At 71.0% G+C, this 13,327-nt stretch carries 10 protein-coding genes; 6 read left to right on the top strand and 4 right to left on the bottom strand.

Features of this window, described 5'->3' with window-relative positions; translation table 11 throughout:
* The first annotated feature begins 101 nt into the window (after nt 1–101).
* Together ACFSE6_RS13005 and ACFSE6_RS13000 are read left to right on the top strand one after the other, a co-directional pair.
* Nucleotides 102–2,321, top strand: coding sequence for a glycoside hydrolase domain-containing protein (locus ACFSE6_RS13005; RefSeq protein ID WP_388007700.1), 2,220 nt, complete (start codon nt 102–104; stop codon nt 2,319–2,321).
* On the top strand, nt 2,318–3,643 hold the full coding sequence (locus ACFSE6_RS13000; protein WP_388007698.1) for a glycosyltransferase: 1,326 nt from the start codon (nt 2,318–2,320) through the stop codon (nt 3,641–3,643). The genes ACFSE6_RS13005 and ACFSE6_RS13000 overlap by 4 nt, the downstream gene beginning before the upstream one ends.
* A 63-nt stretch (nt 3,644–3,706) precedes the next feature.
* Here the strand turns inward: ACFSE6_RS13000 and ACFSE6_RS12995 are convergent, their stop codons facing one another.
* Nucleotides 3,707–4,918 (bottom strand): LacI family DNA-binding transcriptional regulator, encoded by a 1,212-nt coding sequence (locus ACFSE6_RS12995; RefSeq protein ID WP_388007695.1) that lies wholly within the window; start codon nt 4,916–4,918, stop codon nt 3,707–3,709.
* Between the two features lie 125 nt (nt 4,919–5,043).
* Between ACFSE6_RS12995 and ACFSE6_RS12990 the strand changes: the two genes are divergently transcribed.
* The 4 genes from ACFSE6_RS12990 to ACFSE6_RS12975 are packed head-to-tail and all read left to right on the top strand — an operon-like array spanning nt 5,044 to nt 10,796.
* Nucleotides 5,044–6,339 carry an ABC transporter substrate-binding protein gene (locus ACFSE6_RS12990; protein ID WP_388007692.1) on the top strand — a complete coding sequence of 432 codons (1,296 nt, stop codon included), beginning with the start codon at nt 5,044–5,046 and terminating at the stop codon, nt 6,337–6,339.
* Nucleotides 6,336–7,280: a carbohydrate ABC transporter permease gene (locus tag ACFSE6_RS12985; RefSeq protein ID WP_388007689.1), complete on the top strand. Its 945-nt coding sequence runs from the start codon at nt 6,336–6,338 to the stop codon at nt 7,278–7,280. The genes ACFSE6_RS12990 and ACFSE6_RS12985 overlap by 4 nt, the downstream gene beginning before the upstream one ends.
* On the top strand, nt 7,277–8,179 hold the full coding sequence (locus tag ACFSE6_RS12980; RefSeq protein WP_388007686.1) for a carbohydrate ABC transporter permease: 903 nt from the start codon (nt 7,277–7,279) through the stop codon (nt 8,177–8,179). Before ACFSE6_RS12985 ends, ACFSE6_RS12980 begins: the two co-directional genes overlap by 4 nt.
* A gap of 19 nt (nt 8,180–8,198) precedes the next feature.
* The gene (locus ACFSE6_RS12975; RefSeq protein ID WP_388007683.1) at nt 8,199–10,796 is read left to right on the top strand and encodes an alpha-L-rhamnosidase; all 2,598 of its coding nucleotides are present in this window, start codon (nt 8,199–8,201) and stop codon (nt 10,794–10,796) included.
* Between the two features lie 46 nt (nt 10,797–10,842).
* Here the strand turns inward: ACFSE6_RS12975 and ACFSE6_RS12970 are convergent, their stop codons facing one another.
* The 3 genes from ACFSE6_RS12970 to ACFSE6_RS12960 all read right to left on the bottom strand — a co-directional run bounded on the left by ACFSE6_RS12970 (nt 10,843) and on the right by ACFSE6_RS12960 (nt 13,194).
* Nucleotides 10,843–11,406, bottom strand: a complete 564-nt coding sequence (locus ACFSE6_RS12970) for a TetR/AcrR family transcriptional regulator (RefSeq protein ID WP_388007680.1) — start codon at nt 11,404–11,406, stop codon at nt 10,843–10,845.
* Nucleotides 11,381–12,010 (bottom strand): hypothetical protein, encoded by a 630-nt coding sequence (locus ACFSE6_RS12965; RefSeq protein ID WP_388007677.1) that lies wholly within the window; start codon nt 12,008–12,010, stop codon nt 11,381–11,383. The genes ACFSE6_RS12970 and ACFSE6_RS12965 overlap by 26 nt, the downstream gene beginning before the upstream one ends.
* Before the next feature lie 200 nt (nt 12,011–12,210).
* Nucleotides 12,211–13,194 carry a threo-3-hydroxy-L-aspartate ammonia-lyase gene (locus ACFSE6_RS12960; protein WP_388007674.1) on the bottom strand — a complete coding sequence of 328 codons (984 nt, stop codon included), beginning with the start codon at nt 13,192–13,194 and terminating at the stop codon, nt 12,211–12,213.
* Nucleotides 13,195–13,327: the final 133 nt, after the last annotated feature.

Raw genomic sequence — 13,327 nt, 5'->3', positions numbered from 1 at the left:
ACGGCCGCCGTAACGTCCGGCCATGGTCGTCGTCCTATCTCCGCCGACCGGGCCGGCCCTGCCCGCGCCCGGTCACGACCCACGTGCCGGGGGAGGCGGCCGTGGTCGAGCGCGTTGACCCCTTCATCGGTACCGAGGTCACCGACCTGCGTGCCCGCAGCGGGCTGGCGGCGACGTGGTGGTGGCCGAAACCGCAGATCGGCAACACCCATCCGGGTGCGAGCTACCCGCTCGGCATGGTCTCCGCCTGCGCCTACTCGGGCGCGTACCCCACCGGGTACGGCCGCTACGACCTGAGTACCGAGGGTGTGCCCACCGAGATGTACCACCGACAGATGGCCTCGGGGTTCACCCACTTCCAGCAGTCGGGCACCGGCGCGATCCGCAAGTACTACAACTACTTCCGGGTCACCCCGATGCTCCAGCCGCTGGACCGGCTCGGTGAGCTGTGGGAGCTCGAGGACGAGGCCGCCGAACCCGGCTACTACGCCGCCACCCTCTCCTCCGGCATCCGGTGCGAGATCACCGTCGGCCCCAAGTCGGCGGTGCACCGCTACACCTTCCCGGGGCACCGCGACGCGCGCGTGGTCGTCGACGCCTCGCTGGGCGGCCTCGCCATCCCGCACGGCGCTACCGTGCCTCTGCGGGCACACCTGGAGACCGTGGCGCCGCGGGTGGCTCAGGGACAGATCGTCGTCGAGGGGGCGCCGCTGGCCATCCACGTCGAGTGTGACAACGACGCCTGGCGGCAGATGCTCTGGTACGACCGTCGCCTCATGCCGGGCGGCACGCGCCTCGACTTCGATCACATCCGGCCCACGACGTTGCGGCCGTTCGGGCTGATGTGGGCCGGCCCGAGCGAACCCGGGCAGACCATCGAACTGCGCTTCGGGTTCTCCCTGCGCGGGGTCGAGCAGGCGCGGGCGAACCTCTACCGCGACTGCGACGAGGGACCGCGCAGCTTCGCCGCACGGCGCGAGAGCACCCGGCGGGTCTGGCGCGAGGAGCTCGGCCGGATCGAGGTCGCCGCCCCCTCCGCCGACCGCGAGACCGTGCTGGGCACGGCGCTCTACCACTCGCTGCTCAAGCCCTGTCTGGCCCGCGGCGAGAGCCCGTTCTGGCCCGCCGACGGCCCCTTCGCGTTCGACATCTCGACGATGTGGGACATCTACCGCACCCAGTTGCCGCTGCTGACCCTGCTCCGCCCGGCACGCGCCGTCGAACTGGCCGAGGCGCTGCTGTTCATCTGCGAGGAGGAAGGCAACCTGCCGATCGGGTATCGCATGTCGCGCGGGGCCGACCAGTTCTTCCGGCAGGCCAGCGCGCTCGCGCACACGTTCCTCGCCGACCTGTGCCGCCTCGGTCTGCCCGGGATGGACTGGAACTGGGCTCTGGTGCATATGCACAACGACCTACGCCGCATGTACGGCGAAGACTTCCTGCTGCGCGGTGAGACCCACCCGATCAGCCATACCCTCGACCTGGCCTTCGGCTACTGGTGCACCGCCACGGTCGCCCACCACCTCGGTGACCGCGCCCTCGTGGACGAGTTCACGCCGCTGGCCGCGCAGTGGACAGCCGCGTTCGACACCGCCACCGGACTGGTCAAGGACTCCACGTACTACGAAGGCGGGAAATGGAACTACTCGTTCCGTCTCCTGCCCGATATGGCCGCACGCATCGACCTCGCCGGCGGGGACGACGCCTTCGTGGCGATGCTCGACGCATTCTTCGGCTACGGCGCCGATCCGGTGGTCCAGCCCGGCGTGCGGCCGGGACGTGAGGAGATGGCCCGGGGTTACCAGCTCAACCGGTTCGAGGGGATGAACAACGAGCCGGATATGGACGCCCCGTGGGCGTACCACTACGCCGGACGGCCGGACCGCACCGCGGAGGTCGTCCACGCCGCCGTCCATCAGCAGTTCGGGACAGGGCGCGGCGGTCTGCCGGGCAACGACGACTCTGGTGGCCTCAGCTCCTGGTACGTGTGGGCCGCGCTCGGGCTCTTCCCCGTCGCCGGCCAGAACCTCGTGCTCCTCGGCCCACCGTCCTTCCGCGACGCCGCCATCACCGTTCCCGGAGGAACCGTCGAGATCACCACCTCCGGCTTCGTCGAACCCGAACCCGGCGGGCCCGTGCAGTACGTGCGCCGGGTCCGCCGAGACGGGCGCGAGCTCGACCGCACCTGGCTCACGACCGGCGAGCTCCACGCCGGCGGCCTGCTCGAGATCGAGCTGGCTGCCACCCCGGGCGACTGGGGGACCACCCCCGGCAGTCGCCCGCCCTCCCGCCCCGACCCGACCGAGGAGGTGCCGACATGACTGCGCCCCCGCCCCCCGCCGTCGCCCCGGCGGCCCGCCCGGCCACCGACCGAACGCCGCGCCGTCGCTTGGTTCTCGTGGTGCGTGCCGACCCCGTGATCTGCGGCCACTCCGGCGAGGCCCGCAACCTCGCCGAGGTCGCCCTGACACGGGGCTTCAACGAGGTCCGCATCCTCACCTGGCCGATCGAGCGTCTCCAGGCCAGCGGCCTCCCCCTGAAACCGCTGGAGACCGTCCTGCCCTACAGTCCCGGGATCACGGTGGAGCGGCCCGGACCGGTCGGCGACTACCGCGTCCCAGACGGGCGGTACCTGGCCGGGCTGACCGGCCGGCTCGTCGAGCTGTTCACCGACGGCGCGGCCACGGTCGCGATGTCGCTCTACCTCAGTCCGCACACCCTGGCGGTCACCGACGCCGTTCAGGTGGCCCGGGCGGCCGGATTGCCGGGGCAGGTGATCACCATCGCCGAGGCCGTCGGATCGGACGTGACCAACGTCGTGCGCTCGTGCCTGGAGACCGGGCGCTACGGGGCCGCCGCTCACCTGCTGGCCAGTTACCTCGGCAACGACGTGTGCGTCGCCGTGTCCGCCTACACCCGCGAGCTCATCCTCACCGAGGCCGCGGACCTCGACGCCCACATCGGCACCTCGTTCGCGCCGCGGCTGGAGGAGAGGATCGAGATCTCCTACCCGGCGGTCGACACCAGTGCCTACCTCGACCGCGACCCCGCCGAAACGGCGCGGGTGCTCGCCGGCCGCGGGCTCGAGCCGGACGGTTACGTGCTCTTCCTCTCCCGGCTCGCCGCCGCCAAGGGCGCCGACGACCTCATCGACGCGTTCGCCCGGTCCCGCAGCGCAGAGCGCGTGCGGCTCGTCCTCGCGGGCACCGGACCGGACGCCGAACACCTGCGCGCTCACGCCCGAGCCTGCGACGTCGCCGATCGCATCGACTTCCTCGAGGACGTCGACGACGCGGAGAAGCCGCATCTCATGGCTGCTTCGGCCGCCTACGCCCTGCCGAGCAAGCCGCTGCCGGAGTTCACCGAGACGTTCGGGATCGCGCTGGTGGAGAAGATGCTCGCCGGCGGCGGCCCGGTCATCACCACCGCGACCGGCGGCATCGGCGAAGCGGTGGGGGACACGGCGATGATCGTCCCCGTCGAGGACCCCGGCGCCCTCGCGGACGCGTTGGACCGTGCCGTTGCGATGTCCGCGCCCGAGCGCGAGGCCTGGCAGCGGCGGGCTCGTGACCACGGCATGCAGTTCGACCGCGCCGCCGTCTTCGACCGGCTCTTCGGCAGGCTCACGGTCCCCGCGGCGTGAGCCCCGGGAACGAGGTTGCAGAATCCGTCGAAAAATCGACAGATCTGGCAACCTCGTTCCCGGTCAGGACCGCTCGCGTGGCGGAGCGGTGGAGGCCCGCACGCGGAGGGTGACCGGCATGACCCGACGCACCGGCTCGGTGCGTCCGTCGAGGCGCTGCAGCAGCAACCGCACCGCCTCCTGGCCCATGGCGTAGCCCTGCTGGTCCACGCTGGTGAGGGCGAGACGCGGGTGACTGGCGATGGGGATGTCGTCGAAACCGGCAACAGACACCTCGCTCGCCTCGAGGCCCAGCTCGGCGACGGCACGAAGAGCCCCGACGGCAAGGGTGTCGTGGCCGGCGAAGATCGCCGTGGGCCGGTTCGTCTGTCCCAGAGCCTCCCGGACCGCCACCGCGGCGTCCTCCTCCATGTGCCCGTGTGCCTGGATCAGCCTGGGCCGCAGCCCGAGCGCGCCGACGTGCTCGCGGTAGACGCGCTGCCGGATCGAGTGCGGATCGCGGCCGGTGGGGGAGATGTAGGACTTCCCGGTCGAGCGGCTGCGATCGATGTCGAGGAAGGCGATGCGGCGGTGCCCGAGCTCGACGAGATGCTCCATCACCTGCTCGGCGCCGGTCTCGTCGTCCCCGGCGACCGTGTCGTAGTGAGCGGAGACGTCGTGCCGGCCGACCATGACCACCGGTGTCCGGCTCGCCAACGACTCGAGCCAGTCGGTCGAGACCAGTGGTGCCACGGCGACGATGCCGTCGACCTGACGGTCCACCAGGCTCTGCAGGGCCTGGTCGCCGACCTGCGGATCCCGGATCGGGGCGATGATGAGCTGGTAGGGCGTGTCGGCTAGGACGTCGGCCGCGGCCTCGGCGATCACGGAGTGGAAGTCGTTGCCGATCTGCGGGATCTCCAGCCCGAGGGTGAAGGTCGCGCCCCGCATCGCCCGGGCGGCGACCCGCGGGTGGTAGTCGAGACGCGCGATCGCCGCCTCCACCCGCGTGCGCATCTGGGGCGAGACACCGTAGGCGTTGCGGATGACCTTCGAGACCGCGGCGCGTGAGACGCCGGCGGCGTCAGCGACATCCTGGATCGTCGCCGCCCGGCGGCGGCCGTCGGCCGAGGCGTCCGGCGAGGGTGTCGCGTCCGTGCCCGCCTGATGCGCGGTGGCGGGCCCGGCGGTCTCATCTCTTGTCCGGGACCTGGTCGCCCTTCCCGTCTCGTCCCTGGTGCCGGACGTGATGCCGGACCCGTCTGTGGTGCCGGACGTGAGCGATGAGCGCGTCATCGTCCTCCTGTGCTCGGTGTAGATCGGTTGACACGATGTCGGGACCACCCTAGTCTTGCGGATGGACGTGAAAGGATTCACTGCCTGTGTAGATCGATGCACACCCTTACGAGGAGGTAAGGCGCATGAAGCTCAGTAGGCGCGCCGTCGCCGTCACCGGCGCGGCATCTCTGATCGCACTGGCCGGCTGCTCGTCCGGTGGGGCGAGCGACGGCTCGGTCGAGATCGATTTCCTGGTCGACAACAGCACGGACACCGTCGCCGCGGCCGAGGCGCTCATCGAGGCGTTCGAGGCCGAGCATTCCGACATCTCCGTCACCCTCGAGACCAGGCCCGGTGGCGGCGAGGGTGACAACATCATCAAGACGCGCCTGTCCACCGGGGAGATGGCGGACGTCTTCATCTACAACACCGGCTCGCTGCTGCAGGCGCTGAACCCGGACTCCCAGCTCGTGGACATGAGCGATCAGCCCTGGGCCGGCGAGCTCGACGAGGACTTCGTCACCACCGTGAGCACCGACGACGGCATGTACGGCAACGCCTGGGGCGCCACGTTCGGTGGCGGCATCCTCTACAACCGGGCGATCTACGACGAACTCGGCCTCGAAGTCCCGCGGAGCTGGGACGAGTTCATGGCCAACAACGAGACGATCGCCGCCGAGTCCGATGCCGCGCCGATCATTCAGACCTACGGCTCCACCTACACCAGTCAGCTCTTCGTGCTCGGCGACTTCGGCAACGTGCACACCGCCGACCCGGACTGGGCTCAGGAGTACACCGCGGGCAACCGCAGGTACGCCGAGGAGCCTGCTCTCGCCGGGTTCCGGCACCACCAGGAGGTCTACGAGGCCGGGTTCTTCAACGAGGACTTCGCCTCGGCCGAGGACGCCGACGGGGCCCGGATGCTCGCCGAGGGGGCCGGCGCCCACTATCCGATGCTCTCGAGTCTCATCGCGCAGATCCGGCAGGTCTCGCCCGACGCCGTGGACGACATCGGCTTCTTCCCCATCCCGGCGGAGGACCCGGAGAACACCACCGCCACCATCTGGCAGGCCACGGGTACCTACGTGCCCCGGACCACCGAGGGTGAGGAGCGCGAGGCGGCGATGACGTTCGTCGAGTTCCTCACCTCCGAGACCGGGTGCGAGATCCAGAACGAACACCTCATCGCGGCCGGCCCGTATCCGGGCACGTGCGAGCTACCCGAGGACGCCCCACCCCTGCTCACCGACCTGGAGTCCTACGTCGACGACGGCCGGTCGGCCCCCGCACTGGAGTTCCTCTCGCCGATCAAAGGCCCGAACCTCGAGCACATCCTCGTCGAGGTCGGGTCGGGGATTCGTGGGGCCGAGGAGGCCGCCGCGCGCTACGACGAGGACGTCGTCAACCAGGCGCGCCAGTTGGGGATCGAGGGCTGGTGACCGCCGCGGCCACCTCGGCGCGGGCCCAGCGGGCCCGGGCCCGCACCGAGGGTGACGGCCGGGGCGGGGCCCGCACGTCCGGCGTGCAGCGGCACGCCTACCCCATGTGGTTCTACCTGCCCGCCGGACTGCTCTATGTCGTGTTCTTCGCCGTCCCGACGTTCGCCTCGTTCTACTTCAGCCTCACCCGCTGGACGCTGTTCGAGACCGAGTTCATCGGGTGGGAGAACTACGTCCGCTTCTTCCAGGAGCCGCACCTGTTCCAGGGGTTCGTCAACACCTTCGTCTTCGGGGTCACGACATCGGCGTCGAAGGTGGTGCTCGGGCTGGCGCTCGCCGTCCTGCTCACCTCCCAGATCCTCGCCCGCGGCTACCTGCGCTCCGTGGTGTTCTTCCCGGTCCTGGTCTCCACCATTGGCGTCGGCGTCATGTTCAACGCCCTGCTCGACCCGTTCGACGGCGTGGTGAACTCGGTGCTCGGGGCGTTCGGGATCGACGGGCCGGGGTGGTTCACGGACCCGAGCATCGCGCTGCTGTCCGTGGCCGCCGTCGACGTCTGGCGCGGCCTGGGCATCGCCACGCTCATCTACATCGCCGGGCTGGTGGCGATCCCGCAGGAGTACTACGAGGCGGCCCGGGTCGACGGAGCCGGCCGGTGGCAGCAGTTCCGCAGCATCACCCTGCCGCTGGTCATGCCGGCGACCGGCACCGTCATCATCCTCTCGCTCATCGACGGGCTGCGGTCCTTCGACCTCATCTGGGCCACCACCGGTGGCGGCCCAGGCTTCGCCTCGGACGTCATCGCCTCGGTGATCTACAAGCAGTACCAGGCCGGGTTCTACGGACTGTCCACGGCGGGCAACGTGATCCTGTTCGTCGTCGTCACCGCGGTCATGGTGCCGCTCACGATCCTCATCAACCGAAGGACGGCGGAACGATGAGCACCGGTCATGCCCTCCTGCGGCGCGGCGCCCCGGACCACAGCGTGTCCGAGCGCCCGGACCCGCCGAGCGCTGCGAGGCGCACCGGCCGCCTGGCCGGGGTGGTCGCCGTCGTGGCCTCGATCGTCGTCTTCCTCGTCCCGTTCGCCTTCGTCGTCCTGCAGGCGATGAAGACCCAGGCGGAGGCGTCCGAGCTGGCGTTCTCCTGGCCGCTTAAGATGGCCTTCGTCGAGAACCTCGTCGAGGTCGTCACGATGCGTGACGGGATCGTGCTGCGGGCCTTCGTCAATTCCACGATCCTCACGGTCAGCTCGGTCACGCTCATGGTCGTCGTCGCGGCCATGGTCGGGTTCGTCCTGCAGCGCCGGGCCAGCCGGTGGAACCCGGTGGTGAACTTCTTCGTCCTCGCCGGGCTGATCGTCCCGCCGGCCGTGGTGCCGACCGTCTGGCTGCTGCAGGCGCTCGGACTGTTCAAGACCCTCCCCGGCCTCATCCTCATCGAGGCCACGTTCGGTCTGTCGTTCTCCATCCTGCTGTTCCGGGCCTTCATGGCGACGATCCCGCGCGATCTCGACGAGGCCGCCCTGCTCGACGGTGCCGGCCCGTTCCGGCTGTTCTTCCGCGTGATCCTGCCGCTCATGCGTCCGACCGTGATCACCGTGATCGTCGTGCAGTCGGTCGTCGTGTTCAACGACTTCGTCAACCCGCTGTACTTCCTGCCCGGTGACGAGAACGCGACCGTGCAGCTCACCCTCTACAACTTCATGAGCCAGACGCTGAACCAGTGGAACCTGCTCTTCACCGACGTCCTGCTCATCACCATCCCCCCGCTGGTGATGTACATCTTCTTCAACCGCCAGATCGTGGCCGGCATGACGGCCGGCAGTGTCAAAGGCTGACCCCCGACGAGAGGAACCCATGAGCACCCTGCGAGTCACCGCCGTCCGCGTCGAGCGCCGCCGCGACGGCGCGTTCGCCGAGACACCGACGCCGCGGCTGTCCTGGACCGTCGAGACCGAGGGCGAGAATTGGCGCCAGGGCTCCGCCGAGATCCGGCTCGACGGTTCGGACGTGGCTCGCGTGACCGGCAGCGAGTCGGTGTTCGTCGACTGGCCGTTCCCGCCCCTGGCGCCCCGTGCGCGGCACACGCTCGAGGTGCGGGTCACGGGTGCTGACGGCGAGGTCTCCCCGTGGAGCGATCCGGTCACCCTGCGCAGCGTGTTCCTGGGCGAGGGCGAGTGGCGGGCGGCGCTCGTCGGCCTCGCCGACCCTGCCGGCGAGCCGTGCCCCGGGCTGGTCCGGGCCGAGTTCGACGTCGCCAAGGACGTCGCCGCGGCCACGTTGTACGCCACGGCGCACGGGGTCTACCAGGCGCAGATCAACGGCCGCGACGTCGACGACGCCGTTCTCAAACCGGGATGGAGCAGCTACCAGTACCGCATCGAGCACGAGGCCACCGACGTCACCGCCCTCGTCGAGCGCGGACGGAACGCCGTCGGGATGTGTTTCGCCGGCGGCTGGTTCACCGAGAAGTTCGGCTTCCACGGGCAGGCGCGTCGCGTCTACGGTGCGGACCAGCCGGCCGTCGCCGCACAGCTGCACCTGACCTACACCGACGGCACCAGCGAGGTGGTGGCCTCGGGGCCGGACTGGCGAGGTGCCGCTGCCGGGGTGGTCGTCACCAGCGGCATCTACGACGGCGAACGCCTCGACGCCCGTCGCGCCGTGCCCGGGTGGTCCGAGCCCGGTTTCGACGACGCCGGGTGGCCGTCCGTCGTCGTCCGGGACCTCGACGTCGTCCCCTCGCCGGCGCTGGCCGAGCCGGTACGCCGGACGCAGGAGGTACCGGTCCGCGAGGTGATCACCACGCCGTCGGGCAGGACGGTGCTGGACTTCGGGCAGAACCTCGTCGGCCGGCTGCGGGTGCGCGTGTCCGGGCCCGCGGGCGAGGTGATCACCCTGCGGCACGCGGAGGTGCTCGAGCACGGTGAGCTCGGCGTCCGCCCGCTGCGGCACGCCAAGGCCACGGACGAGCTGGTTCTCTCCGGTGGCGAGGACGTCTTCGAGCCGGCGTTCACCTTCCACGGGTTCCGCTACGCCGAGGTGACCGGATGGCCGGGCGCGCTCGACCTGGACACCGCACGGGCGGCGATCACCGCCGTCGTCATCGGCAGCGACATGCACCGCACCGGTTGGTTCGAGTGCTCCGAGCCGCTCGTCAACCAGCTCCACGAGAACGTCGTCTGGGGCATGCGCGGGAACTTCCTGTCCATCCCCACCGACTGCCCGCAGCGTGACGAGCGGCTCGGCTGGACCGGCGACATCCAGGTCTTCAGCCCCACCGCCGCGACGCTCTTCGACTCCGATGCGTTCCTCGCCGACTGGCTGCGGGACGTCGCGGCGGAGCAGGCCGCCTCCGACGGCGTGCTCGGGTTCGTCGTGCCGCAGGTGCTGCCCGACGGTGACCGCCCGGCAGCCGCGTGGGGCGACGCCGCGACCGTCGTGCCCACCGTGCTCTTCGAGCGATTCGGCGACCGGCGTGCCCTGGCGGAGCAGTACCCGAGCATGCGGTCCTGGGTGGACAAGCTGGTCGAGCTGGCCGGCGAGCGGATGCTGTGGGAGGGGATGTTCCAGTTCGGGGACTGGCTCGACCCGGACTCCCCGCCGGACCGCCCCGGTGAGGCGAAGGTCGACCAGGAGATCGTCGCCGGCGCCCACCTCGTGCGCTCGGCGCGCCTGGTCGCCCGGGCCGCTCGGGAGCTCGACCGTCCAAACGACGCCGCCTACTACGACGACGTCGCCGAGCGTGCCCGCCGGTCGTGGCTCCGCGAGTACACCACCCCGGCCGGCCGCATCGTCTCCGACGCGCAGACCGCCTACGCCATGGCGATCGCGTACGACCTCGTCGACGATGAGACGCGCCAGGTCATGGGCGACCGACTCGCCGAGTTGGTGCGCCGTGCCGACTTCCACATCGGCACCGGATTCGTCGGCACGCCGATCATCGCCGACGCGCTCACGGACACCGGGCACGCCGACGTCGCCGGCCGGCTGCTGCTGCAGACCGGCGTGCCGTCCTGGCTCTACGCCGTGACCATGGGCGCCACCACTGTGTGGGAGCGCTGGGACTCCATGCTGCCGGACGGGACGATCAACCCCGGTCAGATGACCTCGTTCAACCACTACGCCTTCGGGGCGGTGGCGGACTGGATGTACCGCCGGCTGGCCGGGCTCGCGCCGGCCGCGCCCGGTTACCGGCAGCTGCGCATCGCCCCGGTGCCCGTGGCCGGGATCGAGCATGCCTCGGCCCGGCACGAGACGCCGTACGGGGTGGCAGAGGCCGGGTGGCGCGCCGCCGGCGACGGTGACCTGCTGGTCCGCGCGGTGGTGCCCGCCAACACCACCGCCGTCGTCGAGCTCCCGGGCACCGCACCGTACGACGTCGGCTCCGGGAGGCACGAGTGGACAGTCGCCGATCCGCGTGTCGCCGGGGACGGGGCGCGCGCCGCAGTGTGAGCTGGGCGGCGGCCGGGTTGCCCTGCCGGGGTCTGAGGTGGATCTGTCACCGGTCCGGCGCGATGCCCTCCACGAGCGCCGTGAGTTCGGCGCGCAGCCGCTCGGCGGTGTCCTCGCGGGTGAACGTGAGCATGCCGCCGATGCGGAGCATCGCCAGCCCGTGGGCCAACCCCCAGGTGGTGCGGACCGCGACGTCGGTGGGCACGCGCAGCGGGACGTCGTTCACGAGAGTGGCGAGTGCCTCGAGGGCGGGCGGGCCCGCCGCGGACTGCCGCTCGCGCCGCTCGGCCCGGAACATGAGCTCGAACAGGTGGGGGTGCGTCGTCGCGAAGTCGACGTACGCCACGCCGGCCGCCACGAGCCGCTCGGTGGGCGTCGCGCCGTCGGCGGCTGTCAGGGCTTCGCGGAGGGCGTCGAAACCGTCGGCCGCGACCGCGCCGAGCAGGGCCTCCTTGCCGGCGAAGTGCCGGTACGGGGCGGCGACGCTGACCCCGCACTCGCGAGCGATGCGAGCGATGGTGACCGCGGCCGATCCCTCCTCCTCGACGACGGCGCGGGTGACCGTGCGGAGTCGGCGGGGGAGGTCAGCGTGGTGATAGTGCTCCGTCATCTGCCGTCCGCTGCTCCGTCCGCCCGCGTACCAGTGCGACGACGGTCAGCGTAGGCCCGACCACGCCCGCGGCCACGGAACCGGCTATCTTGGCCCACGAGGCCCACACGTGCGCTGCGGCCCACCAGTCCGGGAAACCGAACGGGTCGGTCAGCATGGCGAGCGAGAACGCGTTCTCGACAAGGTCGAAGGCCGGTCCGACGATTCCGAGCGGAGCCAGGCGGTAGATCAGCGACGCCGCACGCGGACGGTGCCGGCGCAGCAGGCCACCGACCAGGCGGTACAGGCAGAAGAGCGTAGCGGCCAGCGTCACCGGCCAGATGAGGTCCACGACCTCGGTGCGGATCATCTGCCCGTACGTCCCGTGCTCCATGAGGGTCCGATACCAACCGCGGACAATGCCGGGATCCGCCTCGAGATTGGCGGCGCCGAGGGAGACCGGATGCTCGACGAGCCGGAAGGTGGCCTGCAGCCAGAGCTGGGCGGCGAGAGCGGCGGTGGCCGCCACGGCGAAACGGCCGGCGAGGACGGCAGTTCGTGGTGCCGTGGTCAGCGACTGCGGGGACCGGCGCGTCCCGACGACGGCGGAGACTGGCTCGGACACGGGGGCCTCCTGCTATGGGCGGCTCGGTCACGACCGATGTTAATGCCATTAACGTCGCGTGGCCAGGGATGCGTGCAGGAATGACGAGTGGGCACAGGAATGACGAGTGGGCACAGGAATGACGAGTGGGCACAGGAATGACGAGTGGGCACAGGAATGACGAGTGGGCACAGGAGTGACGACTCGGCGGGTGGGGCGGGTCAGCCGGCCAGGAGGGCGCCGAACCGCTCCGGGTCGACGTTGCCGCCGCTGAGCACGACGCCGACCCGCCGCCCGGCCAGCTCGTCCGGCCTGGCCCGCGCCGCGGCGAAGCCGAGCGCGCCGGTCGGTTCGACGACGACCTTGAGGTACGTCGCGAGCGTGCGCATGGCCGCGACGAGCTCTGCGTCGCTCGCGGTCAGGATCGTCGGCCTCTCGCGCCGGAGAATCGCGAAGGTCAGCTCACCGAGGTGCTGCGTCTGGGCGCCGTCGGCGATCGTCCGTGGGGTCGCGATGTGGACGATCCGGTCCTCGGCGAGCGACCGCCTGGCATCGTCCCCGGCCTCGGGCTCGACGCCGTAAATGTGACAGTCCGGGGCCAGCGCCCGGGCGGCGAGCAGCGACCCGGACAGCAACCCGCCGCCGCCGAGCGGGACGAACAGTGCGTCCAGCTCGCCGACCTCCTCGAGAAGCTCCTTCACCGCCGTGCCCTGTCCGGCGACGATGTCCGGATGGTCGTAGGGCGGGATGACGGTGCGCCCTTCCCGCGCGGCCAGCTCTCGGCCGAGCTCCTCGCGGTCCTCGGTGTAGCGGTCGAACCGGACCACGGCCGCGCCGTACCCCTCGGTCGCGGCGACCTTGGCGGCGGGCGCGTCATGCGGCATGAGGATGGTGGCCGGGATCTCGAGCAGCTGCGCCGCCAGGGCCACCGCCTGGGCGTGGTTGCCCGACGAGTACGCGAGCACGCCGGCGCGCCGCTGCCGCGGGTTCAGCCGAGCGAGCGTGTGGAAAGCCCCGCGGAACTTGAAGGCGCCCACCCGCTGGAACGGCTCGGCCTTGAAGAACACCTGCGCACCGAGCTGGGCGTCGACGAGCCGGGAGGTGAGCACCGGAGTACGGCGGGCGTGGCCGCGGATCCGGTCGGCCGCCGCGGCGACGTCGTCGTAGGTGGGCAGGGCGGCATGCGGACTGGGGGAGTCGCTCACGAGGCCCACGCTAGCGGTGGACGCGCGCATGATTCCCAGGGGGGTGTCCCTATCTCTGCCGTCAAGCGGCGGCGGGGGTGGGTGGGTCGTAGAAGGCGCCGTTGCGGAGCATGGCGTGTAGGACGTCGATGCG

The organism is Georgenia deserti, assembly GCF_042680605.1.
GTDB lineage: Bacteria > Actinomycetota > Actinomycetes > Actinomycetales > Actinomycetaceae > Allobogoriella > Allobogoriella deserti.
The sequence above is the reverse complement of the archived record's forward strand: the minus strand, read 5'-3'. Positions and strand labels throughout refer to the sequence as shown.